This window comes from Nocardia sp. NPDC052112 (assembly GCF_040680135.1).
Lineage (GTDB): Bacteria > Actinomycetota > Actinomycetes > Mycobacteriales > Mycobacteriaceae > Nocardia.
Window position 1 is genome coordinate 13,519 of the sequence record NZ_JBFAWD010000044.1, and the last position, 25,340, is coordinate 38,858.

Here is a 25,340-nt window from a genome sequence, read left to right on the forward strand (position 1 = left end):
CGAGCAATGTCAGCCAGTCGCGGCCCGGAGTTCCGTTGCCAGCGCACTGAAGTACTGCTGTTCACGCCAAAGGCGGCGGTTGCCGATCACGTAGAACCGACGTCTCGCGCGGGACACCGCGACGTTGAGGAGATTGGGTTTCGCGGCGGCCCACGCCCTCGCCCCGCCCTTTTCGAGTGGGGTCCCCAACACCAGGATCACGACGTCGGCTTCCTGACCTTGAACGGTGTGGACGGTTCCGACGTTTCGCTCTGCGAAATCGCGGCCGACGACTTGCTGGGCAATGGATTTTGCGCCGCGCACGACGTCCCGAAACGGGCTGACTACGCGGATGTCATTGGGCGCGATAGCCATGCCGTTCGTCAGCATGTCCAGCAGGTTACGTAGTTGTTCGCCTTCGGCGGGAATCCAGTTGCCGTCGGCGCGATCAGATGGGATATCGAACCACGTGTTTTCGCCGACGAATTGGCCACGGTCCGGGGTACCGTAAATCATGAGGTCGCCACCGTAGGCAATGCGGTTGGACACCTCGAACATGGGGCGGTAGCAGCGTCGGTGCACTCGGAGTGGCGAACCGACCCAGATCGCGGTGTCGCCATTGGGGTCTGCCAGTGCGGTGCCATGCCGAGCAAGTCGGTCGGCGACTCGCTGCGCGGAGGTGAAATCTGGTGTCCACTCCTCTTCCAAGCGGTGATGCCGCAGCAGCGCCTGCTGCGCCGGAAACGGCAGTGTGACAATTGGTTCCAGCTGCTGTGGGTCGCCGACGATGACCGCGCGGCGGGCACGCCAAATCCCGCCGGCGGCCTGCTGTGGTGTGGCTTGGCCGGCTTCATCGACAAACAGCCAGCCGAGTGCCTCGCTGTGGAGGTCCTTGAACAGGCGCGGGAGGGAGGCGAATGTTGTCGAGACCATCGGCACCACCAAGAACAGCGTCTGCCAAGCAGCGGCAATGGTTTCGGGCTTCGGTGTGGTCTTGACCTGGTTGCGAATCAGCGAGGTGGCTACCGCCAGATTGCCGCGCATCTGAGATGCGGTATTGAGCGTGAATGCCTTGTGCAGTGTCAACGCTTCGAGGAAAAGACGGTGCCGCGCCGCGGTGAACTCCTTGTCGGCCCAGGCATTACAGAGCTGAAACTGTTGCTCGTCGGCTAGGTTCTCGCCGAATGGCACAGTCCCGGGCCACCGCTGGCGTGCCTGCTCGATCAGCGCGGAAACGGCTGTCTGAGCAGCGACTGCGTCGAGGTGCTCTTGGACTCGTCGTTGGCCCAGCGCCGCGGCTTCCTGGTAATTCCAGTAGGCGAGTCGCGCTACCTCGATGTGATTGTCGAGTTGTTGCTTCGCCGAATCGCGGGCCGCAACAAGTTGTTTGCTTCGTGCGCTCCATTCTCGGCCGGCGCGGAACCACGTAGACAGTGAAACCCAGAATCCGGGCTTGCGCTGGTCGTGATCGGTGAGGATTGCGGCAGCCTGCTGATACACCGCATCAGCGGCACGGCAATGCTCTTGCGCCGTGCGGTGCTGCTCACCCCAGTGCTCGTGTTGCTCATTCGCGGACAGGATGTCGGCCCAAGCGGATCGGACTACGCCGTCAAGGCGGGCCAGTTCGGCAATAGCGTTCGCTACCGACTGCCGCTCCTCTGCGAGTTGACGAACTTCCTGCTGGGCATGCTTGAACGACCTCACGGTCGCAGCCCAGTCCGGGACCGTTGCGGGTTCTGCGGTTGCCCGCGCCAACGTGTCCTTCATACCGATGTTCTGGGATGTGGCTCGACTAGCGTCAGCCTCGTTCGTCGTCTGCGGGGCGACAGGCTGATCTCGCGAATCGTTCCCAAACCAGAATCTGCCGACGAAGTCCCGCCGATTCGGCATCTTGCCCAAGACAGCGGTGATCAGACCCCACGCCTCACCATCGAGCACCAGCGATGCCAGGTCGGTGAAGTAGTCGACCGCTAGCGCTTCATCCTGTGCTCCCGAAACCGCAGTGACGGCCGGTATTTCCGCCGTCACATTGGTCGCCGCGTCATTACTCGCGGTGGCAACGACGATCTCGAAGCCCGTCAAAGCGGGAAGTAGCTCGTAGACCGCTGGCTTGTAGTTGTTTTCGCCCAGCTGGACGTTCTCGATCTTGCGGGTGAACGCGGCGGCGGGGCGATCCATTTCCGCCAGTCGGATCGCGCGTTCTACGACGATTGCGGCGAGTGCATCGCGCAGCATTGTGGTCTTGCCGGTGCCAGGTGGTCCGTTGACGGCGAAAATCCCGTTGCTGTTGCGGAGTTCGGCCATCAGTTGGTTCACCGCGAACTGTTGACTCAGCACCAGTGGCCGCCGCACATCGCCCGGCCATCGTCCTCCGGGAAAGCGCAGTGGTGAAACTCCGGCCACCACTGCTTCAGGTCGGGTTCGCACATCGATACGGCCTTGGACAGGGATCGCGCGGAGGTCGGAAAGATAACCGCACAGCGCATCGCCGATATCACCCTGCCGTGCGGCCGTCTCCACCCGTGCCAAGTCATCGGCGATGAAACTGTTCAGGAAGTCTTGATCGGCCGCTTCCCCGGCGTAGCGTTCGCGAATCTGGACGCATTTCACTCGCAGTCCATCGATGGCGAGCGCATCCTTGATGTCCAACGCCGATGCGAGCTCATCTATGAAGTCGTGTAGATCGCCGGTGGTCAGGTTCAGGTTCACGGTGGACTCGTCGCCGTTTGTCGGCGCTGCGCCATCGGCGGGCCGCCGTGTCAACATTCGCTCGGCGAAGGTGCCGGCTACCGTGCCCGCGATCCCGCCGAGAACCGGTCCACCCAGTGCGGTCGCCGCTGCGGTCGCGGCGACCGTGGCCGCCGATCCCGCTCCTTTTGCGATTGCCTCTGCACCGGCTGCGCGCGCTTGCCGGCCCACGCCCGCCGCGGCTCGCGATAATGCAGACTGTGGTAGCTCTTCCCGGGCGGAACCAACTCTGGGGGGCGCCATCTTGTTGAGCCCCGTAATGAAACCGCGGTGGTCGTCTTCGAATCCGTCAAGCCATGAGTTATCACGCGGTCCGGGCGACCGAAGGCGGCTGATCGCCCATGCGCATGCAGATAGGATCGGCGAGTTCTCCACAATGCGCCCCTGTGCGTCCAAGGTGAACGCGAACATGGCGGTGGCACCGGCGGGCCGTCCATCTGGTGGACACCTGTCGGCACCGAAGACTCGGATCAGTTCATCGCGTGCCCGGCTGACGTCGTATACACCGCCGTAGACGGTGAATTGCCATGTCACCCCTGCGGGCAATCGGTCGCGCCACAGTGGATGATTCCGGTCCCACGGCGCGATCTGATTGGCCGCTACGTCCACGACGACCGGGCTGGAAGGGCGATTGGACCGACTCGTCAGCTCGGGGACGTCCTGCGGACTGAACATCTCGACTGCTCGCCAGAACCGGACCAACTGCGCGGCCTGTTTTGTCCCACCCATAGTTGCTTCCCCCATCCACTACCGCTCGAGACAGCGAGGACTTGATCAACGGTACGCTGGTTCGAGTTCGGCGACGCCGAAAACGTCGGAGTCCCTACGGAATACGATGTGCGGGACGTAGCCGATGCCAGCTTCAGTCGTTGATGAACTCCTGCGCGGCAGTGAAATTCGAGTCGTCGATCCCGATCAGTGCATCGACGAACTCTTGTCCGACATCCAGTGGCGCCGACGCGGAGAATGAATCGTTGGTCAACATCGCCGCGGGTGCGGACAACCGTCGTGTCGACAGCAGCCGCTGCGCGGTCTGCTGTACATCCGCTGCTACCCGCGACTGCCATGGAGTCAGGGCCGTTGCGAAGTCGATTGAGACAGTGATGATCTGCTCGACGGGCGACTCGCGAACAGTGATCTGGCTGCCGTTTCCTGTGACACCCGATTGCACCTCTTCCATCGGCGCCGGGCGAGAATTCACCTCGCCGCGCATGGGATGATTCCGCTTCGGTATTCCGCGCGGTGGCACAATAGTGGGAGGGCCGTCCAACACTTCCGGTCCCAGCTCGAATGCTTTCTGGGCCCGCAGAGAGACAGTCGCCGATACTGCCGACGCGGTGAGCACTGCGCGCGCTGCCGTCACCCAGCCACGAGTAGTGAAATGGTCTACAGCAGGTAGGAATTTCTCGCTCATCGCGGGTGACAATTGCCCGATTCGGTCCTCATCGATCCGGACCTCCACGATTCGTTTCGTGGTGCGTGCACTCGACTGCTCGATCGCGACAAGGGAGACAATCACTGGGCGGTCTCCGCCATCGGTGTGGTAGCACGTCAATACATCCGCGTGGTCAGCTGTCTTCAGTACCTGTACCGCGCTACCTTCCGGCAGCAGCGTATATGCCACTGCAGGTGGATCGTTCAGCGGGACGATAGCTTCAGGGCTCGACACATAGAGGTGGAAGCTCGTACTGAGTCTGTGCTGCTCGCGGCCGTGCTCGTCCCATTCCGAATACTCTCGCGCCCAGATCCGACCCGCTGCCACCGGTACGTATCCGAGTTCTACTAGTTCCAACAGCGGTCGGTGATAACGGATCGCATCTTGTCGGGGCAGATACCCGACCGTACGGTTCCCGAAACGGACACCGACCGCGTTACGGTCATGTGGATTCTCCGGTTCGGGTATCAGCTCGACCATACGAGAGGTCTCGGTGCCGCGAGGATCGAAATCGTCACCGAGCATCCCGATGAAGTTCGCAATATAGGCGTGGATTCCGACGACCTCTTGTGCGGCCCAACCTCTGCTCGCGGTCCACAGCTGGTACACGGGGCGGCCGGTCGTCATCGGATTCATTCGTTGCTCCGGGTGTTCATGGTGCCGTACGGATCCTGGCGAAATCCTATGTCGCGATTGGAGACTCGCGATGGAAACCGAGTTGTGGGCGTGGCCCGGCCCCGATAAACGAGACCGCTCGGTATTAGAGTCAATGCCGTTAACTTACGCGGTGGTGTAGCCGGATCGAGGGAGCGCTGCAGTGGTTGATGTTCTTGTGCCGCAGCGATTTTCGCTGGAACTTGTTGGGTTCGCTGCGTTTGGTGACTCAAGGGTAGCTGCGTAGCCGTCGTGGGTTGGAGCGTTCGATGATCTCGGTGATGGCGTGGTAGGTGCCTGTGCTGAGCCGGTCAGGGGGAAAAACCCGCTTGTCCGGTGACGTGCCGCCGGACAACGCGCAGTGTGCGGATGAACGACAGCCGTAACGGGTCGCAGCCTTCGAAGTCGGCGGCGGAATACATGAGTTCACGGATGGCGTAGTGTGTGGTCAGCAGGCTGACCGCCTCCTCCGCCACGAACCGGCACCATACATCGAACCGACTGCACCACAGGCGATCTCACGTGATACAGCCGCCGCCACCACGATTCGCTCACAAGTAGCCCACCGTCGACAACCGCACAAAGTTAACGGCATTGGCACTAGTATCGAGGGGGTCTGCCGCTCGGAGCTGATTTTGGGTTTGTCCGTCGTTGGCGCGACTTGGCATTGCCCGCTATTTGTTCTCGAATCGGCTCCAGCGAGCCAGGTCTTCAACGATCGGCCCAGAGTCGGGTACGCGGAACCACCACCACCCGCGTCCGGTTATGTCAATGTTCGCGACCGCTGCCATGCGCTTCCCTGAATCTTCGACAGTGATAGACATGAATCTATCGTCTGCTTCGGAGACGTAACTCGTCATCTTGGTGCCGAGTGGGGCAGGCAGATTATTGATGGCGCTCTCCAAGTAATCCCGTATGGCATAAGCGGCGTTGAGGTCGTATTCGTTCCAGACAGTGCGGTCCGACCAAGGCAGGTTTCTGTCTCGATCGATCTTCTCCACATGGGCCTCCCATGAGTCTGCCAAGCGGATCGCATCGCGTTCTTCGCCCGATTTCAGTGTGATCGAGTTGCTTTTAATATCGGCGATCTCATCTTCGGAGAAATGAAGATGCGCGTGATCGTCGAGTTTCGACATTCTTTTCCTCACAGTTTCCAGGCGGTTGATTTCCAGGGCATTTCGTAGTTCACAACCACCTTGATTCCCTTGTACACGAATTGCTCGGCCTGTTCCGCTGTGCGTCCGTCGCCCATCGGTTCCGGTGTGCCTTTTGTCAGCGCGTCATGAACTTGTTCGGGAGTTGGTCTATCCATCGTCGGATTCCCGTCCCCGGTATGGCCGTTGATGAATTCTTCTATCTCGGCTTGAGTGTATTCGCTGTGACGGAAGTCTGGTTCATCGGAATCACCGGCGTGGTCGTCGTCGATGGTCGAGGTCATGCCGATGATGGCGGCGAGGCTGGCGATGGCTTTGTCGAGGTCGGTGGTGGGGAGTGCGTGGAAGGCGTCGATGGTGCCGACGGCACCGGCGGCGAGGCTGGTGAGGCCGATGATTCGGACCATTTGGCTGGCGCGGTAGGAGGTTTGGATCGCGTTGATGGTGAGGGCAACGTCAGCGTCGATGGCCGCGGCTGCGGCGACGGCGGAGGAGCCGAGGCTGAAAAGAAACGCGACGCCGGCGGTGATGGCGATCAAGCTGATGGACAGCTCCAGCGCGTTGATCGCGCTGGCATTGTCGTTACCGAGGGCGACGGTCGCGTCGTGGTAGTCCTTAACCGGTGTGGCCATCTTCTGGGAGGCGGTAGCGACGGTGTCGGCGCCGGTTTTCAGGGTGGTGAAGTGGTCTTGGAGTAGTTGCCGGTTGGTGGCGTCGTCCATGCCGTCGAACAGAGCCGAGATGGCTGAGATGCGGGCGGCGGCGCCGGTGATGGTGTCGTGGTTGGCGAAGGTGTTCCAGGTGGTGTGGGCTTTGTCGAGTTTGGTGTGGTCACCGTTGGGGAGTTTGCCGAAGGCGGCCAGGACTTTGGCGACGAGTTTGTCCAAGAACTCCTTCAGCCCGCCATGGTCGGTGAAGCCGATCCCGTTATCGTGCACCGAAGACGGGATGGTGACCTTGTATTCGCCGACTTCCTGCGCGTGGATGCGGGGCGCGGTTGGGTTGCTCTTGTTGGCGATGGCGTAGTGGTAGCCGTTGGCGTACAACACGGCGCCGTAGTTGGTGAGTGCGTTGGCCAGGCTCGAGCAGGCCTGCATGGTCTGCTGGGCGGCTTTGTCGTAGGCCCCACCCCATTCCTTGCAGCCGGGGGCGTCGCCGGCCATCCCGGCGCATTCGCCTTTGACCGCATCGTGGACCGGTTTGTCGGCCTTGCGGAGGTCATCGGCGAGGTCGTGGCATTTCTTGGCGGCGTCGTAGTAGGTCTGCCAGTCGACGATCATGCCTGCCCCGACTGCAGCATGCGTCGGTTGACGTCGATAGCGCGGGTGTAGCGGCCGTGCGCTTTCTGTGCGGCGTCACTCACGGCGGCGACGCCTTCGGCGAATTCTCTTGCGGCCGCGAGCCATTGGCTGTGGGCGTCGGCGTATGCGCTGGCTGCCGCGGATTCCCAGCTGCCGCTGTGCAGGGCGGCGACCTTGTGGTCGAGTTCGTCGAGGTGATCGTGCAAGAATCCGGCCAAACCGTTGAGGCGAGACACAATCTGGTCGAGTCGATCGAGGTCGACGCTGAATTGGGAGCTCATGGCAGATCCAGGCTGGAGATACCGGACGCGTTGCCGGTGTCGGTCGATCGGTAGTTGGCGGCGGTGACGCCCAGTTTTTCGGCGAGAGAAGTCAGCGCTTGCATGAGTTGTGTTCCGCCGTCACGAGTTTCGGTCCACCCATTGGAGAACTCGTCGGCCGCGTCGCCGGTCCAGTCGGAAGTGAGTAAGGTGTCAACCTCGCGGGCAGCGGAATCGAGGGCCTGTTTCATGGTGTCTGCGATGTTGTAGACGTACTGGCCGATCGTCTGCACATCATCAGGCACGACTGACAGATTCTGGCCAGCTCCGGTAGGCCCCCCGCTATCTCCCACGCACACGACGATAACGGCGATCTGCCCCACGCGTCCATACGCTGTCGGCTGCACCGGTCGCTCCGCACGTACGTCAACCTGACATTGCCACAGCGCTATTCGGACCCCGATACCTGTTCAGTCCAGCCCTGGCCGTCCCACCATTGTTGGCGCGCAGGGTCATTGAGCGATGGGTACCAGCCCGGCGGTGCCGTTGGGGCAGCCAGATCGTCGGTCGTACTGACGTCGGCATGGTCGGCACCGCGGTTCGCTACTGCTCTTCGTCTGTCCGATCGCGCCAGCAGCGCGCTGTAGACGAGAAGGCCGTCACCAGCCAAAGCAGTATCGCCAGCCAGATCAGTTCCGCTACCGTGGCCGCGCAGGCTCCGCCCCCAACGATCAACGCGAAACTGCCACCGGAGCCCCTTTGTAATCAGAATCTATGTAGACAAGATCTATGTAGACAAGATCTACATTATCTCTGTGTTCGGTGGCTGTCCTTCGTCGGCGACCAGCGTCCGATAGATCTCGGCCATCCCGCCGGGTTGGGACGGCCCGGCGCCGCCGTTGCAGACGAATTGCGTCGGATGAATCTACGGGGTGGGGTGCAGGCGTTTCACCGTTGGTCGGTGGTGGGATGCCGCAGCCGCTGATCTGCGGTCCACTCGGTGAAGGCAACTTCCCCAACGATTTCGGGGCCACCCAGGACACCCCCGATGACGCCCTCGAGGGTGCTGATCGGGGGTGTTTCGCGTTGCAGCGGTGCGAGTTTCGCGGGCAGGTCGGCGAGCATCGCGTAGGTGGAGCCGGTCCCGACACTGCCGACGTAGACCAGATCGCCGTCCCGGTCGGGGATCGCCAGGACCAGTGATCCTATGCGCCCGGTACGGAGTGCTCGTGCGATCGCGGCGCTGTCGGCGGGAGGTGGCAGGGTGTCGTCGCAGCTGTTGCGGTCACTGGAGCACAAAGGTGCCGACCCTGAAAATCGCAGCGGCAAAAAGGGTGGTGACTATGTCACCAGACGGGTGGTAGCTTGGTGAATCGTAGCGTACTGAAAAGTTCTGAAAGGTCTGTTGAGGCCCGGCATTTGGGTTAGCTCAAGCGATTGACCAGGGCTTTTGTGAAGCGTCCCAATGGGTTCGAATCCCGTCATCCGCTCCACGAAAACACAGGGTCGGTAGCAGTGACCTCCCTGGTTTAGGTGCGTATGTCAGCACTTGCGGTTACGACGGCTTCTCAGGGCACCTACCGGCTCTGAAGGCCCATGCTCACACCACGTCCGCGACCTCGTAGCAAGAGGTTGGGTTCCGTTCCATAACTATGACGAGACAGGTTGTCGGCTCGACCTCGGAGACCTTCGACGGCTTCGAGGTCGCCGTGCGGTGGTGTGAGCTGGCTGAATTGGTCGCCCGGTTCGTCCGAATTGCAAGCCGCCCGATGAAGCTCAGCGCCGAACGCCGGAAGTCCCGCCACCTACCTCGAATCGCTAGCTGGATCAGCCGGCGAGTGTTGGGAACCGTTTGATGAACGCCTGCCAGGTGCGTAGGCCGAGACCGGCACGACGATCTTCTGGCGGGTGGGGAAGTGTTGATCAGTTGATGAGGCGTCGCAATGCGGCGTGGGCGGGTGGGCCCCATGTGGGCTTGCCGCCTGGGCGGCCATGGACGCCGGCGTGTCCGATGAGGATGCCGCTGAGCGCGCGCAGCACGGCCCATCCTCGCGCGCGGCGCAGGGTCGCGGTATCCGGGGTCGGCTGGTAGGTGTCATGGAAACGTTCGGTGCCGCTGTCCGGCAGCAGAATCCACGCGGCAGCGAGGTCGCATGCCGGATCGCCCGCGAACAGGTCGCCGAAGTCGATCACGCCGCAGATCGTGCCGTCCGCGGTGAGGACGTTTGCTGGATGCAGATCGCCGTGGAGCCATAGCGCTGGGCCGTCCCAGTCGGGCGCGACGGCGGCATTTTCCCAGACCCCGCGGACGGCGTCTGGATCGGCGATCAGCCCCAGTTCGGTGGCCGAGGCAAGCTGCTCGGCGAAGCCCTCGGAGTAGCCGGTCAGCGGCCCACCGCGGTTCCGGCCGGTGGGCGCTTGTTCGGGGGCGGGTTGGTGAAGTGCAGTCATGAAGGTGGCCAGGGTGGCGGCCGCCTCCGTCGCGCGCGTGACGGGAGCGCGGTCGGCCGGCGCGCCCGGCACCCAGGTAGTGACGATCCAGGGCCGCGGAAACCGCTCGGAGGGCGCACCGAAGCGTTGCGGAACGGGAACCGGCAGGGGAAGGCGCGGGGCGAGGGCGGGCAGCCAGGTGTGTTCCTTGCGCAGCAGCGCATCCGCAGACTCCGTCGCCCAAGGCAACCGAACAGCGAGGTCGTTGCCGAGCCGCCACAGCTGGTTGTCCCAGCCGCGCGCGCCGAGCCGCACAGAGTGATGGGCCAGGTCGGGGTGCTGGTCACGCAGCAGATCTCGTACCAACTCCGCGGTGATCTCGATCTCGTTGTGCATGCGGCTCAACGGTAGCCGGATGGCAGCCGACCCGTTCCAACTGATCGAAGTTGGGGTGCGTGCGGGTCTGCGTGACGAACCTGCAGGTCAGGACACTGACAGGGCGCCGCCGACCCCAAGCCACCGACAACCCTGGAAACTGCCATCAGCACGGGTCGCAACCCCTTGGCCGCCGAGCACGCGATCCGGTGAGGCAGGTAGCGCTGTTCGTCATGCCTGCCCCACGGAGATCGGCCGGTTACGGATTCTGGCGGCGGGAGCCGGGTTGGGATGCGGGGGCGATCCGAGTGTTGCGGACATGTTCGTAGACAACGGAAGTACGGACATCGGCGACCTCGGGTCTTTCGGTGAGTTTGTCGATCACGAAGGCGTACAGGCTGTCGTTATCGGGAACAGCGACGTGGATGAGGAAATCCTCGCTGCCGGTGGTGACGAACACGCCGAGCGTGTCGGGCAGACCGCACACCCACTGCCGGAACCCCTCGATCATTCGCCGGGAGGGCGGCTTGATCCGTACCGCTATCAGCGCCTGCACCGGCCGACCGATGGCGGGCAGGTCCACATCGAGCAGCGCACCGCGGATCACGCCACGCCGACTCAGTCCGCGGGTGCGTTCGAGCGCGGTGGTGGGTGAGACGCCGACTGCGGCGGCGACGTCGCGGTTGGTGCGCCGTGCATCCGACTGAAGCTCCCGCAGGATTGCCTTATCAAGTTCGTCCATATCCATAAAAAGGCTCCATGTTTCGAATTAAGTACGGGTCTGATTGCATTTGATTGCACTACTGCATACCTTTCAGTCAATTCTATTGTATGAAGTTACGGAGGTATGGCGATGCCGGATCAGGCGGATACGAGGGTGGAGGTGGGTTTTGCACCCGAGGAGATCAGGATCGATGAGCCGACCCGCGCGGCCCGCCTGAAGTGGGTGGTGATCGTCGATGCGGACCTGCCGCCGGGGCGGGCGATCAACGCGGCGGTGTGTGTCGCGGCGGCGATCGGCGCGGCGGTCCCCGGTTTGCTCGGCCCCGACGGGAAAGATGCCTCCGGCGAGGTCCATCCTGGTCTGCCATGGGCGGGGTGCACCGTCTTGGCCGCCGAAAGCGCCGAACTCCGCGCGCTGCGCGATCGGGCCGCCGCTGGTGAAGGCACGCTCGTCGTCGACATGCCCAGCCAGGCGCAGCACACACGTGTTTACGGCGAATACCTGGACACGCTCGCCCGCGCCGGACAACACCGCATGTCGTATTACGCGCTCGGGATCATCGGCCCGCGTAACCGAGTGGACAAGCTCGTCGAGAAGTTTCCGTTGGCCTGATTGCCGCCACGGCCGTCGATAAGACCTCCAATTAGCGGGTGAACTCGGCAGCCGGGGATGTCGGCGACGCTCGGGGGCTGAAATGCGCGATTCGCGTCCGCGCGGGCCGTGAGCACGGCAAACTATCCGGTGGACTCTCGCGATCTCACGGTAAGGCTGACCATAGGCAGTATTTCCGGAGCTAGGAGGACGCGATGACTAGTTATATAAGCCAGCAGTGCCTCTCCCAGATGTCGGAGACGAATCCGCGGGCGCAGCTGTTCGTTGATGGAGGCGCCGCATACGCCTTTTTGATGTACCGGGATATCCAAGACGGCCGGTATGACCGCATCCCCGCGCCGCCGGGCAAAGATGATCTGGTGTTGCACGTCGAAAAGGGGCTGCGGGTGACGTTGTTCTCCGAGCCTGTATTTTCCGGAGCCAAGACCGTAGTGGCAGCGGATCAGGGCAGGCGTGTTCGGCAGTTGGTGGACCGCGCGGTGGTGAAGTCAGCGATCGTCGAATCGGTCTGACACAGATCACCATCGCCGCACGCGCGGAAGTCTTATCGAGATCGCGGGTGGGTTGGAGGCCGATGCCGCTGTCGCCCCGGCGATTCGGATGGTCGTCATGACGTTCTGGAGGAGAGGACGGGCGGCCACCGGTCGACGATGGTGTCGCTTGCTGGTCTGTGTGGTGGGTCAAGCGCCGATGAAGTGCTCGGCCTGGTCGCGGTCGGTGTGCAGCTTCCAGTAGTCGAGGGCGATCTCGTCGGGCGCGCGGTAGGGAATGCCTTCGGGGGCTTGGGTGCTGATCATGAGGTTGATGGCCACGTTGGCTGCGTAGATGCCTTCGTCGGCGAGGGTGTTGTGCAGATTGATCGCCCAGTTCCGCTGGCCCGCCTGTGCGATGTTGGTGTCCGCGAGCATCGGGTACGGGTTGACCGCGCCGCCACCCGTGGTGAACAGCAGTGTGCCCGAACCGGTTTCGAGCATTCCGGGCAGCACCGCGTGGACGGCTGCGATCGCGCCGAACAGGAGGGTGTCGATCTGGGGCCGCAGGGTGTCCAGGGTCACGTCCTTGGGAGAGGTCATCGACAGGCCCGCGTGCGGGGAGAACTCCAGAACGTCGATGCGTCCGAATCGCGTGATCGCGGCTTGGAGTGCGCCGGTGAGCTGGACGGAGTCGCCGATGTCGGCGGGGAAGCCTTCCGCGGTGATTCCGGCCGCGGCGAGTTCGGCAACGAGAGTGTCGAGGTTGTCCTTGTTGCGGGAAATCAGGGCGACGTCGAAGCCGTGGCCGCCGAAGACCTTGGCGATGGACAGGCCCAGGCCGGGACCGGCTCCGACGATGGCGATGGTGGGCATGCGGACTCCTTGATGATGGTGGGTGGTCCCGGCAGGAGGGCCGGGGGAAGACCGGTGGTGCGTGCCGGGGGTCAGTCCCGGGCGCCGGGGGGTGCCCAGTCGGTGGGGCACGGCGCGTTGAGGGCGCCGAGGATGCGTTGGGAGACGGCGCCGAGCTGGCGCTGCTGTGATTTGGTCAGCGGGTCGAAGACCAGGCGTCGGACCGCGGCGACGTGGCCGGGTGCCGCAGCGGCGACCTTGTCCATGCCGTCGTCGGTCAGGGTGGCCAGGGTGGCCCGACCGTCTGAGGGGTCGGGGTGGCGACGCACCCAGCTCCGCTTCTCCAGGCGGATGACCACGTTGGACAGCCGGGAGAGCGTGCTTCCGGCGTATTGGGCGAGCTCGCTCATCCGTAGGGTGCGCTGCGGCGCAGCCGAGAGTGCGGACATGACCACGTAGTCGAAGTGGGCAATGCCCGCTTCCCGCTGCATCTGCGACTCCAGCGCGGCCGGCAGCTGGGTCAGCATGTAGGCGAAGGCATACCACTGATGCTGCTCATCCGCGTCGAGCCAATGCGGCTCGCTGATCTCCCGCGCCTCTTCCACACCCACAAACATACTCCAAGCATGGAGCAAATGTCCACGCTATTTACTCTTAGCTTGAAGCAATTGGGGAGTCGTGGTTTATCCAAGCTTGGAGTTCCTAGCTGAGTGGTGAGGATCGATGAACGTCTTCTCGTGGATCATTGCGGGGTGCTGGCGGCCGTGTTCTTGCTGGCCGGGGCGATGAAGCACCCCCAGCAGCTCGCCGCTTCCGTGCTGGGCCCATGCTGGCCGTGTTGATCGGTTCAGGCGCGCTGGCGCTCGGCCCGCCGCTGTACCAGCTCCTCGACGGCAGTGGGGAGGGTGGTTTCGAAGTCGATCAATTTCGCCCAGGCCGGGGTGATGACGATCCGGACCATGCCGTCGTAGAGCGACCGGACCTCGGCCTCCCACTCGACGCGCTGCTCGGGGGTCATTTCGTAGCTGCCGTTGATCTGCAGGTACTCCTCCGGGATGCCGTCGACCACGTCCAGCTCCGCCCGGCCGCGGATGAGCAGGATCTTCGGCGGGTGCACCTCGGTGTCGATCGTCAGCGCGACCTGCGGGTTGTGGCGCAGGGAGGGCAACTTGGGGGCGTTCTTCGTGGTGCAGACGACGATCTGGGAGCCGTTCCAGGTGAACGCGATCGGGATGTTGCGGGGTGTGCCGTCCTTGGCGACGTAGGCCATCCGGAGCAGGTCGCGCGCCAGCAGTTCCCGGCTGATCGGGCGGTTCAGGATCTCGGTGATCTCGTTCGGCTGCATGGTGGTCTCCTTCATCGGTGAAGCCGTCGCGGCTGCTCGTACCCCTGGGACGGAGCCGCTTCAGCGTTCTCGACATCCGAGGCGAACGATTTCCGATTTTTTTCTGGACCCCGATTGCCGCGTCGACGGGACCGGAACCGGGTGGAACACAACTCAGGCATTCGGGCCGCACATCTGGGTGAGGGCGGGGCGAGCGAGCTGATGGCGAAGTCCCGGCATGGCGGGTATGCGTTCTGGCTCGGTCGGCGGCGATTCGACCTGAGACCGCTCAGAATCAGTGCGCCGCTCCGTCTGCATCGACATGAAGCTCACCGTTCAGACGTTCCTGACCCTCGACGGCGTGATGCAGGCCCCCGGCGGACCCGAGGAAGATCCCAGCGACGCCTTCACCCACGGCGGCTGGCAGGCCCCGTTCCCGGACCAAGCCGTCGGCGAGTTCGTCACCGACCTCAACAGCCACGCCAGCGCGTTCCTGCTCGGTCGCAGAACATTCGACATCTTCCGCGGCTACTGGCCCGATCAGACCGACCCCGCCAGCCCCATTGCCACGGCGATCAACTCACTGCCCAAGTACGTCGTGTCCAACTCACTCAGCGAGGCCGAAGCCACCTGGCGCGGCGAGCACCCCGACACCGCTCGCCTGCTGACCGGCGACGTCGTCGCAGCGGTGCGGGCGCTCAAGGACGAACCCGGCGACGAGCTGCAGATCTGGGGAAGCGGCGAACTACTCCGGACGCTGTTGCGGCACGAGCTCGTCGACCGCTTCCGCCTGATGACGTTTCCGCTGGTGCTCGGCTCCGGTCGCCGCTTGTTCAACGACGGCATCCTCCCGGCGACAATGCGCCCCGTCGAGCTCACCATGACCGATCTCGGCATCGTCCTCGGCACCTACGAACCAACCGGCCCGGTTCGCCACGGCCAGATGTAACCGGCTGGGGATGGCCGTGCCGGGCCGTCACCGCACGGCTGGCCAGCATCGTGGCGATGACGGCGATGCGTACCGGTCCGATGGCGTCCTGGTTTCCGTCATCGGCATTGCACCGTGAATGATGTTGGGTGCCTGCCGATTCGCGTTCGATGTCCGATGAGGTGCTCGTCGCATCGGTGGCGAGGCAGGCCGCGCTGATCGAGCGGCTCGAAGCTCGGGACGGGCGGGTCCGGTGGTTGGTGAGGAACAGCGGCCCGCCCGGCGGCCGGCCACACGATCACGTCCTTGGCCACGCCATATCACGATCCGCATCCACGCGTTGGACGCCCTTACGCCCCACCATGCTCGATACGGTTTGGCCATGAACGCTGTCTGTCATCGAGGGCAGGGGACCATCACGGCCCTGATCCGACCCGACCCGCGGTCACGACAGTCGATGGCGTCCGTCACCGAAGTACGGAATCATTGGTCTCGTCTCCTGCACGACCCTTCAGGTGTGGCCCGTCCGCAATCAGAGGAGGAGTCATGGGCAAGGAACCGAATCACAGTGGTCAGCCAGATTTCGAAGCGCTGTACCGTGACGCGCCGCCGGAGCAGGATGCTCCTGCGTTGATCCCCTGGGACATCGGCGGACCACAGCCGGTGGTGCAGCAGTTGGTGGCCTACGGCGCTGTGCGGGGCGAGGTGCTCGACCCCGGAACCGGCCCGGGACATCACGCGATCCACTACGCGTCCAAGGGCTACTCGGCCACCGGGATCGACGCGTCGCCGACGGCGATCGAGCGGGCCAAGCGCAACGCGGAGCGCGCCGGGGTGCGGGTGGACTTCGAAGTGGCCGATGCCACCAGACTCGACGGGTTGGAGAATCGGTTCGACACCGTCGTCGACAGTGCGTTCTACCACGTGTTCTTGGACGACGAACAAATACAGAGCCAGTACGCGCAGGCCCTGCACCGGGCCACTAGACCGGGGGCGCGACTGTTTATGTTCGAAATCGGACGCCACAACGTCAACGGCCTTCAGCCCGAAGGTTTGCCGGCGGAGAATTTCGAGCGGGTGCTTCCCGCGGCCGGGTGGCGTATCGACTACCTGGGAACCACCACTTTCCAAGCGACCTTCAGCCCGGAGACGTTCGCCCATCTCACCAAGGAGATGGGCGGCGACTCGGGATGGGCTGAGCGGATGCAGCCGATGCAAGAACAACTCCAGATCATTGCGCCGTTGCTGAAAAACAACCGGGTGCACCTGCCGGTGTGGGCGGTGGCCGCCACCCGCCTCGGCTAGCTGTGCCCTTCCGAGCGCAGAAGCTCCAGAACGGCGTTCCCCCTTCGTCATTTCCCGCGACGCCGGCACAAATCGGCAACACCACCGACCGCTACGGTCACAACGACCGCCGCGTCAGTGCCGCGGTCGCCCAGATCATCGCGAGCAGGCTCCCTGCGCCCGCGCGCGATCTGCGTACCGTCGCCTGAGCCAGCTGCTCCGAGTACTCCACTCGCCCACTTCATCACCGCAGGTCGGCGTCGAATCTCCCGGGAGAGGTCCAGCGACTTCGGACTTGCAGGCCGCGACTGGCCCTGAGAGCTAGGGGAGCGGACCCAGCTCGCGGTCGGCGGATATTCGCTGGCGGCAACCCGCCTGGACGCGGGATCATTGCTCACCTGCATCGCTCGTTGATTCGAGACGTAGGGGGGAGCATGAGTTCACGCGCAACGGCGGTCAAGCTGGTGCTGCGTTTCTATGGCCGGGAAATGGCCTCTCGCAAGGTCACGACGATTCCGGCGCTGCTGGCGCCGGCACTCGGCAATATCTGCAACCTGTACATCGCACCGCTGATCGTCGCGATGGTGGTCGGCCGGGTCGCGGTGACCGGGGATGCGGGTTTCGGGGCCCTGGCTCCCTATATTTTTACCTTCGGTGGTGCCCTGCTGCTCGCGGAACTGCTGTGGCGCATCGGGATTCACTGTCTGAACCGAGTCGACGCCTACGGTATCGAGCACCTGTATGTGCTCGCCATGGACGAGTTGCTCGCCAAGGACGCGGCGTTCTTCCACAACAACTTCGCCGGTTCGCTGACGAAACGCTCGCTCAGCTTCGCGACTCGGTTCGAACAGTTCGTGGACACCCTCGCCTTCGAGATCCTGGCGGCACTGGTGCCGCTGGTGTTCGCCTCGGTTGTGTTGTGGCGCTACAACCCCGTGCTGGTTGTCGTGCTGATGGGGATGATCGTGGTGACGGCGCTGGTCATCATGCCCTTGATCCAGCGCCGCCAGAGGCTGGTGGACGACCGGGAGGCCGCTATCGCGCAGGTTTCCGGGCATGTGGCCGACAGCCTGGCCAATATGCAGGTGGTGCGTGCCTTCGCTGCCGAACCGCAAGAGGCGGCCGAGCATCGGCGGCGGGTCGCCTCGTCGCGACGAAAGTCGTTGCGCTCCTGGGATTACGCGAACCTGCGGATAGATACGCTGGTGACGCCGCTGTTGGTGCTCACCAATGTCATGGGCCTGCTGATCGCGCTGGGCCTGGGCGGCGGGAATGCGGGGGTGGAGGCCATTGTGGTGGCATTCACCTACTACTTCAACGCCACCGGGATCATGTTCCGGTTCAACCAGATCTACCGGCGGTTGGAGACGGTTCTCACCGAGGCGGCGCAGTTCACCGAACTGCTGCTCGACGAGCCGAAGGTGCTCGATACCGAACATCCGGAGCCACTGCGGCCCAAGGGCTTCGACGTGCGGTTCGAGAGAGTGAACTTCACGCATGGGGGTGCGCGGCAGCTGTTCCACGGATTGGAACTGCATGTGCCCAGCGGCGCAAAGGTAGGCCTGGTCGGACGATCCGGTGGTGGCAAGACCACTATTACCCAACTGCTGCTGCGGTTGATGGATATCCAGTCCGGAACGATACGCATCGGCGGGCAGGACATCGCGCGGCTGCGGCAGGCGGATCTGCGCAGTCTGATCGCCTACGTGCCACAGGATCCGGCGATGTTTCACCGGACCCTGCGCGAGAACATCCGGTTCGCGCGCCCGGACGCCACGGACGAGGAGATCCTGCGGGCCGCCGAGGCCGCGCACGTCACCGAGTTCGTGGACGCGCTGCCGCGGGGTATGGAAACGCTGATCGGTGAGCGCGGCGTGAAACTGTCCGGCGGCCAGCGCCAGCGGGTCGCGCTGGCCAGGGCCATCCTGCGGGACGCGCCCATCCTGCTCCTGGACGAGGCCACCAGCGCTCTCGACTCGGAAAGCGAATTGCTTGTGCAGCAAGCGCTCTGGGAGTTGATGCAAGGGCGTACGGCGCTGGTCGTCGCGCACCGGCTGAGCACCGTGGCCGGGATGGACCGGCTGGTGGTGCTCGACCACGGGCGAGTCGTCGAGGAGGGGACACACGAGGAGTTGCTCTGCGGGCAAGGAACATACGCGCAGCTGTGGCGGCACCAGTCGGGTGGATTCCTCGGCGAGGACGTGGTCGCCCGTTGATCGGAGTTTTGTCCGGACGGCCACATCGCCTGGGCCGCAACCATCGACGAACCCGCTGAGGATGGCCTGGAGCAGCGCTGTCGTTCTGGTTCGGCACACCCGAGGGGACAACGATCCCGACCAGCGATTACCGACCGCCTGCCGGGAATGTTGCGCATCCGGAAACTCCGGCAAGAACAGCTCCAGACTGATCAGTGGCCAGAATCGGCGCGACCCTCCCGTCCGCGGAGGGTTCCAGGGCCGCCGACCGACCTGGATCGCACGGTGGTCGGCGTGACCACGCACTGCCCGAAATGGTCTCGGCCCGTTGATCTTCTGCCGCTCGGCGCGGCGGTTACGGCTGGACGGGTGCGGTCGGGTTGCCGTGTGACACCGTGCGGCCTGCGACCAGTACGAACGGAACGCGGTGTCTATCCGCACCACCAGGTGAGTGCAGGGGCGGTGAACGAGTCGAGTCCGAGCAGCGCGCGCTGCTCGGACTCGACGAAAAGGGTTGTGTGCTAGGGGATCAGGGCAGCACCTGGGGGATGACGCCAGGGTTGACCGCGCCGACGATCCCGCCGATCAGGGCGCCGATAACGGTGGGCACGGGATCGATGAAGGAACCGGTGGCGGAGCCGATCGCGGCGCCCGCAGCCGCGCCGTTCAGCACTGGATCGGGGTACTGCGCGTCGGGGTTGGTGGTGACATCCTCCAGTGGGAGCCCGGCGATCGGCTGGCCAACAACCGGAGCCGCAGGAGCAGCAGCCTGATCCGCGGAGGCGGAAGACGCGCCCGCGAATACGACGGCCGCAGCTAACGGCAGGGCACTCACCGCAAGGACGCGACTCGTCTTGATCAGGGCATAACGGATCATTGTTTTCCTAACCTTTCGGGCCCTCGGAACAACCGAGTTCCACTACTTCATCAGGGGGACTGCCTCGTGCTGCTCTGATGAATTGACAGCAATCGAGCGGCCACTATTGCGCACCGCGCCCGACGATACTGCGCCGCATGCGAACTCGCACATTATCTGCATCACAAAATGATCACTGGAGATCCGAACGGGCAGCCGGGTTCCGTCGGATCAGGGCGGCACCGGTGCGCTCGCCCGAAATAGCGCTGTTATATGGCGAGTGGGCGTCCGCACATCGGCATTTCGGAGTTCGAGAGGGGCAGAAGCTCGGCCGAGACGCTGACCCGACCCTGTTCGGCTATTCGCGAATATCTTCGGTGAATACACGCGGCGACAGGTCACCAGGATTCGCGAACAGCTGCCGTCATAGTTCACGGATAGAGCCACTCGGCCGAGCAGGTTTTCAAACCTTTCGCTCGTGTCCTGTCTCGTTGATACCGAGGCAATCTCGAACTCGACCAGTTCGCATGCGAGAGCGCGCCCCACGCCGTTGAATCCTCGACTGGCTCGCGGCGGAACTCAGCGGATGCGCTGGTAGCGAAGGTAGACGACCTGCGAGCTCGAGGTCTGGGACTCGATCAGCCGCAGGTCGAGAGGTTTGGTGAGCGGCGGGAAGTACGGGGTGCCGCTGCCGAGGATGATTGGGTTGACGAACTGGCGGTACTCGTCGATCAGGTCTTGGGCGATGGCGTCCGCGGCCAGGTCCGCCCCGCCGATGGACACCACACCCGCACCCGGCTGATCACGAAGCCGGCTGATCTCGGTGGCAATGCCGTCGGTGGCCAGGCGCGCGTTGCCTACCACCGAATTCAGCGTGCGGGAGAACACCACCTTCGGGATCGGCCGCCAGATCCGGGCGAATTCCAGTTCCGCCTCGCCGGACATGGTCTGCTCGGCGGTCTCCCAGACCAGCAGCTCTTGGTACAGGCGGCGTCCGCACAGGTAGGCGGTGATGTGGCGGGTCTGCTCGATGTGGAAGCGAAACTGCTCCGCAGCGGGGGCGGTCCAGCCGATGTCGCCATCGGGTCCTGCGATGAAACCGTCCAGCGACACGCTCATCGAGTAGATCAACGGCGGCATCGGGTCCTCCCCAGCGACTGGGCAGTGTGGTCGAGCAGGTCAAGTGCCTCGTCCAGACCTTCGGTCATATTAGTCGCGCGCCGCGTCGCGATCCGCCGCGTTGCCGTCTGTGACCAGGATCGACAACGCGCCCCCTGGGGTGTTCCCCGATATCACCGCGACGCTGGTGATCAGCGAGCGGTTCACTGGTTGCGAAGTCGAGCCAGGTTTGGTGCATCGCGTGGGTGAGGGCCGGGTGTGGCGTCGCCGATGAGGCCGCGGCCTGGCTGTGTGGTGCGGCCCTGGTGTCATGGTTGCCCGGCGGCGGTGCCGACACCACTGAGTCCGGGAATCGGTCATGGGCACGCTGTAACTTGTCCCCGTCGTAGAAGCGGCGCGCCCGGTACGAGTTCGGTTTGGCCAGCCTGATCGCGCCGAACCACCAGATGAGGTGGATGAACACACCAAGGGCGAGCATGCCGATTTTGCCCTTCAACGCGGTGACGACGATGGGCAGGATGAACAGGACAGCAAATGCCGTGATGCCCAGCAAAGCGGCCAGCACATCGGTGGCGCCCGAGTCTTCCATGGGTCTCGATTCATCGAGGGCTGATAGTGCGCAGCACACTAGCCAGATATCGCGGGACCCCTCCCGAACTCGCCTATGACGAGCTGGACAATAATCCGAAAACCCGTGTCTACCAGCGGTCTACGCCATATCCGCCCGATTTTCGGCGGATACTTCGGCTAGCCGGATCTGTCCGAAGCCGAGGCGATTTCGACCGCTTCCCGACCTCCGATGAGCGGCGTACATCGGCAGCCAGGTGCCTATGTACCCAGAGCGCTGCCGTAGCTGCAATTTCAAGCTGCCACCTCGGAAGTCAGCACGGCATGGGTGACCCCGAGAACACTGCGATGATCGCTGCAGGCAGCTGGCCTATCGCAATCGGAAGCAGAGTGAGGAATGGCGATGACGAAAATCGATCGTCAGGTCGCCGCCCTCACTGCGGCCGGATGCCGGCGGATCTTCACCGACAAGAAGTCCGTGGCGAGTGTTCGCGCGCAGGTGCACAAGCGCTCCGCGCCGGCGACACCGTGGCGCACCCGCTGCCCGCCGTTCACCACGACGATCGGATCGTGATCGCCCCGCGTCGGATCGCTACCAGGCAACGAGATCCCCGCGACCCTGCCGTCCAGCCTGTACTGGCCGTCGGCGCGCTAGAACCGGAACCGCACGATGCGGGTGGACCGTTTCATGCCCGGCAGCAGGTTCAGCAGGCGGAACATGCGGCGTACGTTCGCGGGTGCCTTGGCCATCAGCACCGGTGAGTCGTTCATCGGTGCCTCGTCGACGTATTCGAGGCGCGGGTGCCAATCGGCCAGCGCGGCCGGATCGTTGAAGCCGCAGTGGAATTGGGTGTCGTATTTGCGCAGGGTGGGGTCCCATTTCGAGGTGCGCCACGCCCAGACCGGCACCGTGTCGAGCTGTATTCGGCCGGTGGGGAAGGCGTCGACGACGCTGGTGAGCAGTCGCCGGACGTCGGTCTCGGTCAGGTAGGGCACCAGTCCCTCGGCGATCATCAGCACGGGTCGGTCGCGGGGGATGCGGTCCAGCCAGGTCAGGTCGGTGACGCTGGTGCCGATCAGGGTGTAGTGCGCTCGCGGCGGCAGGAATTGTTGGCGCAGTTCGATAATGGAGGGGTAGTCCAGGTCGTACCAGTCGACGGTGGCGGGCGGGTCGAGCCGGTACACGCGGGCGTCGAGGCCGCAGCCCAGGTGCAGCACGACCGCGTCGGGGTGGCTGGTGAGGAAGCTTCGGGCCCAGTCGTCGTGGGCCTTGGTGCGTACCACGGCGGCGAGGCCCATCTGGTTGGTGCCGAATCTGCGTTTGTCGTAGTCGGGGTCGAGGCGGCGCATCGTCTGCTCGGCGTATTTGTCGCCGAGGATCGGGTCCGGCAGTCGGTTGTCCAGTGCTTTGGCCCTGAGGACGGGGCTGAGGGGCTTCTGCACTCCGACGAGTCCGGTGTCTTTCACGCCAGCGACGCTTTCACCAGGTCCGTGCTGCCGAGGCCGACGTTGATCACGTTCTTTCCTTGGCTGCCAACACCTTCGGAGAATGCCGCTGCGAATTGCCGCGACGACCGCCGCATGTCGTGCACGATCGCGACAGTAGTATCGACGAGCCGCACGAAGGCGGCGCCGACCTGTCGCACGAAGTCGTCGTAGAGATCGGCGCCGACGAGTCCACCGACGTCGTAGGCCTTGATGATGTTGGACAAGTGCCGGTGCGGCATCGGTTCCTCTCATGTTGGTCGTTGGGGTGAAGGCCGCCCCGAGTGCTTCTGCTGACCGGCACCACCGTTGCCGGTCGCGGTTGAAGCTTAGGATTAGCTATCCAATTCTGAAATATTTCCTGTGGGCACGCATGTAGTGCGCGATTCATCGGAGTCCGACTCACTCATTCCGGGCAAACCGGGTTCATTCACGAATTGTGAAACATTGAACCAGGTGTCGAGCGATGCTTGTAACAAGGCAACGAGCGGTATCGGCCACCAGTCGATCATCATTGCGTCAGGGGGATGATCGAGTGGTCGCTTCAACTATCCAAAGTATCTACCTGTGTGAATGAGCACAATGAATCCTAATACATTTACCGTCGGAAACAAAATACCGAGCAGTTGGGATGGCAATCGCCGTTACGTCCGTAGCGGGCATGGAAAATCGAGCGGTGGTGCAAATGCTGCGGCGCAGTAAGCCCGCGAAGCCGACATTGCCCCCATCGACTAAAGCTGCAAGATCTATACGTATGCTGCGTCGTACTCTGTCGCTTGTGATCGCCGTCATGGCTGGGCTCCTGTTGTTTCTGATAGGTCCCTTCGGCGCCATCCGGAAAAACCCGGGCCGGGCGGAGCTATTGGTTATCGGAGTAATTTTGGTCGTCGCACTGATTGCGCGGCTGGTCTCCACGCGTAATACGGCCGGGCGCGACATAACCCGTGTCGATCTGTCCCACGCCCGGAATGAAAATCAGCGTCTTGCGGCAGCGGCAAAGCGCGAATTCAACACTAGGTTCACCGAGGCTGAGGTGTTGATGTTGTTGGAGTTCATTATCGAGCCAAGCGCGTATATCATGCGCATTTCCGAGCAAATCGAACTCGGCGACGAAGCCTATGTTTTCAAAACCACGCAAACTCTTGTCGATGCGAACTCTACCGGCGCAGACCGAATCCTGGTCCCAGTCCTGACGCCGCCCAAAGGTGCGTTGGTGGACAATCTGAAAATTTCTTGTGACAGCGATATGGCCGTGCGGACACTTTCGTATCGCGAGACATTGGGCGCTGTCCTCACAATGGGGGAAATAATGGTCGAATTGGTATTGGGTGCGGTGCCGAAAGACTTGTGGAAGGAGATTACCGAGGAAATTTTGCGAGAAAGAGTCGCGCACAGCAGCGAAATGCAGGCGATGGCAACGAGGATTCACAAATTTTCGGAGACCTTGACGAGCGCCGACGCTCGTGTTCTGCGAAACTTTCTCCACAACTTTATTTCCGACATTCAGGCCACCTTTCCTATTATTGCAGTAGTACCTGCAGCTGAAGAGATCAAGCTCAAGGTAGGTTTCACCGAGGATCGCGCGCGCGTAGGCGGCAGGGAGAGCAGCGGCGGCCCGATCAGCTTCTGGGAGTGGGTTTACTCTTATATCCGATCATGCTTCGGGTTGGTGCGTCGATCGCATATGATCCGACTCACTCGGGCGACTCGGGCGCAGAGCTACCACTTACGCACCGAAGCTCCCGAAGGCATGTACGTTTACGACCTCGGCCTCGGTATGGCGGAAATAACAGACACCGACTCGGTGCATATATCATCCAGTAGCTATACGCATAGGCCTATAGATCCGAGATGGGACTGCGAAGACACCCGAGGATTGACTTACGTCCACGCGTACGGGCGAGACCTGGATGTTCTGGGAGTGGCTCCTCATTTGCTCGACAAAAATGCTCCGGTAGCCTCGGTTACGGAAGGGCGTCGTAAACCAGTGGATGTCGATCCACGTCCACATATACCGTCCATGACTATCGAACTCCGAGAGAAGCCGCCTGGGCTGATGTTCGTACTTGTCTTGTTGTCGCTGTATCTGATGGCATTGACCATAGGGGTGGGACATTGGCACGACATGATATTTGGATTCGAGCCCTCGTCGCGATTCTGCATGGATTTCCCCTATGGTGCAAATTGCGACTCGTCGCCGACCACTCAGTCTTATTGGGCGACAATTCTGTTCGGGGTGCCAGCGCTGATTTCGGGCTGGCTGGTGTCGAGGTTCACTTCGGAGGCAGTCAGTCGGATATCGGTTTCCACTCTCGCCGTAGCGTCGTGGTTCGTCGTCAACTCTGTGTTCGCAATGATCTTGTCGGCGTTGAAGCTCGCACGGCGGATGTCGACTGAACGTCCCGTCCCGGTGCTAGGAACGAACCAGCCGCTTTGGGCGATTTTGATGATCAGTACGTCCGGGTGCGCGGTAATGACTCTCTTGCTTTTGACATTACGCGTACGTCGTTATCGACGTCGCAGTACCGGAACCATAAGACGCAAAATTTCACGTGAGGGTTGACTGCAATGGCGAGCTCTGGGAT

At 63.0% G+C, this 25,340-nt stretch carries 25 protein-coding genes and 1 pseudogene; 7 read left to right on the plus strand and 19 right to left on the minus strand.

The features are described from left to right. Window positions 1-9: 9 nt before the first annotated feature. The 11 genes and pseudogenes from AB0L58_RS41330 to AB0L58_RS41380 form a co-directional block, all read right to left on the minus strand. Window positions 10-2,688 (minus strand): DEAD/DEAH box helicase, encoded by a 2,679-nt coding sequence (locus AB0L58_RS41330; RefSeq protein ID WP_364396608.1) that lies wholly within the window; start codon window positions 2,686-2,688, stop codon window positions 10-12. Window positions 2,689-3,589: 901 nt separating this feature from the next. Continuing rightward, complete coding sequence (locus AB0L58_RS41335; RefSeq protein WP_364396610.1) at window positions 3,590-4,798, minus strand: hypothetical protein; 1,209 nt, start codon at window positions 4,796-4,798, stop codon at window positions 3,590-3,592. Between the two features lie 329 nt (window positions 4,799-5,127). Continuing rightward, window positions 5,128-5,292: pseudogene (locus tag AB0L58_RS41340) on the minus strand (IS4 family transposase); the annotation flags it as partial. Between the two features lie 198 nt (window positions 5,293-5,490). Continuing rightward, window positions 5,491-5,952 carry a hypothetical protein gene (locus AB0L58_RS41345; RefSeq protein WP_364396613.1) on the minus strand — a complete coding sequence of 154 codons (462 nt, stop codon included), beginning with the start codon at window positions 5,950-5,952 and terminating at the stop codon, window positions 5,491-5,493. Between the two features lie 8 nt (window positions 5,953-5,960). Continuing rightward, window positions 5,961-7,133, minus strand: a complete 1,173-nt coding sequence (locus AB0L58_RS41350) for a hypothetical protein (RefSeq protein ID WP_364396616.1) — start codon at window positions 7,131-7,133, stop codon at window positions 5,961-5,963. Window positions 7,134-7,246: 113 nt separating this feature from the next. Next, on the minus strand, window positions 7,247-7,552 hold the full coding sequence (locus tag AB0L58_RS41355; RefSeq protein WP_364396618.1) for a WXG100 family type VII secretion target: 306 nt from the start codon (window positions 7,550-7,552) through the stop codon (window positions 7,247-7,249). Further along, window positions 7,549-7,914, minus strand: a complete 366-nt coding sequence (locus AB0L58_RS41360) for a WXG100 family type VII secretion target (protein WP_364396621.1) — start codon at window positions 7,912-7,914, stop codon at window positions 7,549-7,551. The genes AB0L58_RS41355 and AB0L58_RS41360 overlap by 4 nt, the downstream gene beginning before the upstream one ends. Window positions 7,915-7,979: 65 nt before the next feature. After that, window positions 7,980-8,201 carry a DUF2510 domain-containing protein gene (locus AB0L58_RS41365; RefSeq protein WP_364396624.1) on the minus strand — a complete coding sequence of 74 codons (222 nt, stop codon included), beginning with the start codon at window positions 8,199-8,201 and terminating at the stop codon, window positions 7,980-7,982. Window positions 8,202-8,479: 278 nt separating this feature from the next. Continuing rightward, window positions 8,480-8,830 carry a hypothetical protein gene (locus tag AB0L58_RS41370; RefSeq protein WP_364396627.1) on the minus strand — a complete coding sequence of 117 codons (351 nt, stop codon included), beginning with the start codon at window positions 8,828-8,830 and terminating at the stop codon, window positions 8,480-8,482. Window positions 8,831-9,454: 624 nt separating this feature from the next. Further along, complete coding sequence (locus AB0L58_RS41375; protein WP_364396630.1) at window positions 9,455-10,357, minus strand: aminoglycoside phosphotransferase family protein; 903 nt, start codon at window positions 10,355-10,357, stop codon at window positions 9,455-9,457. Window positions 10,358-10,595: 238 nt separating this feature from the next. Next, window positions 10,596-11,078, minus strand: a complete 483-nt coding sequence (locus AB0L58_RS41380; protein WP_364396633.1) for an Lrp/AsnC family transcriptional regulator — start codon at window positions 11,076-11,078, stop codon at window positions 10,596-10,598. 111 nt (window positions 11,079-11,189) lie between these two features. On the opposite strand from AB0L58_RS41380, the gene AB0L58_RS41385 reads away from it, so the two are divergent. Next, window positions 11,190-11,672 (plus strand): DUF2000 domain-containing protein, encoded by a 483-nt coding sequence (locus tag AB0L58_RS41385; RefSeq protein ID WP_364396635.1) that lies wholly within the window; start codon window positions 11,190-11,192, stop codon window positions 11,670-11,672. 194 nt (window positions 11,673-11,866) lie between these two features. Further along, window positions 11,867-12,184, plus strand: a complete 318-nt coding sequence (locus tag AB0L58_RS41390; RefSeq protein WP_364396638.1) for a hypothetical protein — start codon at window positions 11,867-11,869, stop codon at window positions 12,182-12,184. Between the two features lie 168 nt (window positions 12,185-12,352). Here AB0L58_RS41390 and AB0L58_RS41395 read toward each other — a convergent pair whose 3' ends face one another. The 3 genes from AB0L58_RS41395 to AB0L58_RS41405 all read right to left on the minus strand — a co-directional run bounded on the left by AB0L58_RS41395 (window position 12,353) and on the right by AB0L58_RS41405 (window position 14,342). After that, complete coding sequence (locus AB0L58_RS41395; RefSeq protein WP_364396641.1) at window positions 12,353-13,018, minus strand: SDR family NAD(P)-dependent oxidoreductase; 666 nt, start codon at window positions 13,016-13,018, stop codon at window positions 12,353-12,355. Between the two features lie 71 nt (window positions 13,019-13,089). Then, on the minus strand, window positions 13,090-13,614 hold the full coding sequence (locus tag AB0L58_RS41400; RefSeq protein ID WP_364396644.1) for a MarR family transcriptional regulator: 525 nt from the start codon (window positions 13,612-13,614) through the stop codon (window positions 13,090-13,092). A 230-nt stretch (window positions 13,615-13,844) separates the two neighbouring features. Beyond that, window positions 13,845-14,342: a pyridoxamine 5'-phosphate oxidase family protein gene (locus AB0L58_RS41405; RefSeq protein WP_364396647.1), complete on the minus strand. Its 498-nt coding sequence runs from the start codon at window positions 14,340-14,342 to the stop codon at window positions 13,845-13,847. Window positions 14,343-14,643: 301 nt separating this feature from the next. Between AB0L58_RS41405 and AB0L58_RS41410 the strand changes: the two genes are divergently transcribed. The 3 genes from AB0L58_RS41410 (at window position 14,644) to AB0L58_RS41420 (ending at window position 18,749) form a co-directional block, all read left to right on the plus strand. Continuing rightward, window positions 14,644-15,270, plus strand: a complete 627-nt coding sequence (locus AB0L58_RS41410; RefSeq protein ID WP_364396650.1) for a dihydrofolate reductase family protein — start codon at window positions 14,644-14,646, stop codon at window positions 15,268-15,270. A 525-nt stretch (window positions 15,271-15,795) separates the two neighbouring features. Further along, window positions 15,796-16,554, plus strand: a complete 759-nt coding sequence (locus AB0L58_RS41415) for a class I SAM-dependent methyltransferase (RefSeq protein WP_364396653.1) — start codon at window positions 15,796-15,798, stop codon at window positions 16,552-16,554. A gap of 413 nt (window positions 16,555-16,967) precedes the next feature. Further along, entirely contained in the window at window positions 16,968-18,749 is a 1,782-nt protein-coding gene (locus AB0L58_RS41420; RefSeq protein WP_364396656.1) for an ABC transporter ATP-binding protein, read from the plus strand. A gap of 508 nt (window positions 18,750-19,257) precedes the next feature. On the opposite strand, the gene AB0L58_RS41425 is transcribed toward AB0L58_RS41420, so the two are convergent. From AB0L58_RS41425 to AB0L58_RS41435, 3 genes are all read right to left on the minus strand, one after another. Beyond that, window positions 19,258-19,605, minus strand: a complete 348-nt coding sequence (locus tag AB0L58_RS41425; protein WP_364396659.1) for a glycine zipper domain-containing protein — start codon at window positions 19,603-19,605, stop codon at window positions 19,258-19,260. A gap of 558 nt (window positions 19,606-20,163) precedes the next feature. Further along, window positions 20,164-20,724: a dihydrofolate reductase family protein gene (locus tag AB0L58_RS41430; protein WP_364396662.1), complete on the minus strand. Its 561-nt coding sequence runs from the start codon at window positions 20,722-20,724 to the stop codon at window positions 20,164-20,166. Window positions 20,725-20,788: 64 nt separating this feature from the next. Beyond that, the gene (locus AB0L58_RS41435; protein ID WP_364396665.1) at window positions 20,789-21,292 is read right to left on the minus strand and encodes a hypothetical protein; all 504 of its coding nucleotides are present in this window, start codon (window positions 21,290-21,292) and stop codon (window positions 20,789-20,791) included. A gap of 381 nt (window positions 21,293-21,673) precedes the next feature. Between AB0L58_RS41435 and AB0L58_RS41440 the strand changes: the two genes are divergently transcribed. Further along, window positions 21,674-21,844, plus strand: a complete 171-nt coding sequence (locus tag AB0L58_RS41440; RefSeq protein ID WP_364396668.1) for a hypothetical protein — start codon at window positions 21,674-21,676, stop codon at window positions 21,842-21,844. A gap of 77 nt (window positions 21,845-21,921) precedes the next feature. Here AB0L58_RS41440 and AB0L58_RS41445 read toward each other — a convergent pair whose 3' ends face one another. Both AB0L58_RS41445 and AB0L58_RS41450 read right to left on the minus strand, forming a co-directional pair. Further along, a complete protein-coding gene (locus AB0L58_RS41445) occupies window positions 21,922-22,737 on the minus strand; it encodes a class I SAM-dependent methyltransferase (protein ID WP_364396671.1) in 816 nt (271 codons plus the stop codon). Continuing rightward, window positions 22,734-22,997, minus strand: coding sequence for a hypothetical protein (locus AB0L58_RS41450; RefSeq protein ID WP_364396674.1), 264 nt, complete (start codon window positions 22,995-22,997; stop codon window positions 22,734-22,736). Before AB0L58_RS41450 ends, AB0L58_RS41445 begins: the two co-directional genes overlap by 4 nt. A gap of 389 nt (window positions 22,998-23,386) precedes the next feature. Here AB0L58_RS41450 and AB0L58_RS41455 point away from each other — a divergent pair, with 389 nt between their 5' ends. After that, on the plus strand, window positions 23,387-25,318 hold the full coding sequence (locus tag AB0L58_RS41455) for a hypothetical protein (protein ID WP_364396677.1): 1,932 nt from the start codon (window positions 23,387-23,389) through the stop codon (window positions 25,316-25,318). Window positions 25,319-25,340 lie beyond the last annotated feature (22 nt).

What these genes read in the sequence shown, in the direction of transcription:
- AB0L58_RS41380 (WP_364396633.1), bottom strand. Translation starts at nt 11,078, where the DNA reads ATGGACGAACTTGATAAGGCAATCCTGCGGGAGCTTCAGTCGGATGCA.
- AB0L58_RS41410 (WP_364396650.1), top strand. Translation starts at nt 14,644, where the DNA reads ATGAAGCTCACCGTTCAGACGTTCCTGACCCTCGACGGCGTGATGCAG.
- AB0L58_RS41400 (WP_364396644.1), bottom strand. Translation starts at nt 13,614, where the DNA reads ATGTTTGTGGGTGTGGAAGAGGCGCGGGAGATCAGCGAGCCGCATTGG.
- AB0L58_RS41335 (WP_364396610.1), bottom strand. Translation starts at nt 4,798, where the DNA reads ATGAATCCGATGACGACCGGCCGCCCCGTGTACCAGCTGTGGACCGCG.
- AB0L58_RS41405 (WP_364396647.1), bottom strand. Translation starts at nt 14,342, where the DNA reads ATGCAGCCGAACGAGATCACCGAGATCCTGAACCGCCCGATCAGCCGG.
- AB0L58_RS41390 (WP_364396638.1), top strand. Translation starts at nt 11,867, where the DNA reads ATGACTAGTTATATAAGCCAGCAGTGCCTCTCCCAGATGTCGGAGACG.
- AB0L58_RS41345 (WP_364396613.1), bottom strand. Translation starts at nt 5,952, where the DNA reads ATGTCGAAACTCGACGATCACGCGCATCTTCATTTCTCCGAAGATGAG.
- AB0L58_RS41420 (WP_364396656.1), top strand. Translation starts at nt 16,968, where the DNA reads ATGAGTTCACGCGCAACGGCGGTCAAGCTGGTGCTGCGTTTCTATGGC.
- AB0L58_RS41425 (WP_364396659.1), bottom strand. Translation starts at nt 19,605, where the DNA reads ATGATCCGTTATGCCCTGATCAAGACGAGTCGCGTCCTTGCGGTGAGT.
- AB0L58_RS41430 (WP_364396662.1), bottom strand. Translation starts at nt 20,724, where the DNA reads ATGCCGCCGTTGATCTACTCGATGAGCGTGTCGCTGGACGGTTTCATC.
- AB0L58_RS41355 (WP_364396618.1), bottom strand. Translation starts at nt 7,552, where the DNA reads ATGAGCTCCCAATTCAGCGTCGACCTCGATCGACTCGACCAGATTGTG.
- AB0L58_RS41375 (WP_364396630.1), bottom strand. Translation starts at nt 10,357, where the DNA reads ATGCACAACGAGATCGAGATCACCGCGGAGTTGGTACGAGATCTGCTG.
- AB0L58_RS41350 (WP_364396616.1), bottom strand. Translation starts at nt 7,133, where the DNA reads ATGGCCGGCGACGCCCCCGGCTGCAAGGAATGGGGTGGGGCCTACGAC.
- AB0L58_RS41385 (WP_364396635.1), top strand. Translation starts at nt 11,190, where the DNA reads ATGCCGGATCAGGCGGATACGAGGGTGGAGGTGGGTTTTGCACCCGAG.
- AB0L58_RS41450 (WP_364396674.1), bottom strand. Translation starts at nt 22,997, where the DNA reads ATGCCGCACCGGCACTTGTCCAACATCATCAAGGCCTACGACGTCGGT.
- AB0L58_RS41435 (WP_364396665.1), bottom strand. Translation starts at nt 21,292, where the DNA reads ATGGAAGACTCGGGCGCCACCGATGTGCTGGCCGCTTTGCTGGGCATC.
- AB0L58_RS41395 (WP_364396641.1), bottom strand. Translation starts at nt 13,018, where the DNA reads ATGCCCACCATCGCCATCGTCGGAGCCGGTCCCGGCCTGGGCCTGTCC.
- AB0L58_RS41415 (WP_364396653.1), top strand. Translation starts at nt 15,796, where the DNA reads ATGGGCAAGGAACCGAATCACAGTGGTCAGCCAGATTTCGAAGCGCTG.
- AB0L58_RS41455 (WP_364396677.1), top strand. Translation starts at nt 23,387, where the DNA reads ATGGCAATCGCCGTTACGTCCGTAGCGGGCATGGAAAATCGAGCGGTG.
- AB0L58_RS41440 (WP_364396668.1), top strand. Translation starts at nt 21,674, where the DNA reads ATGACGAAAATCGATCGTCAGGTCGCCGCCCTCACTGCGGCCGGATGC.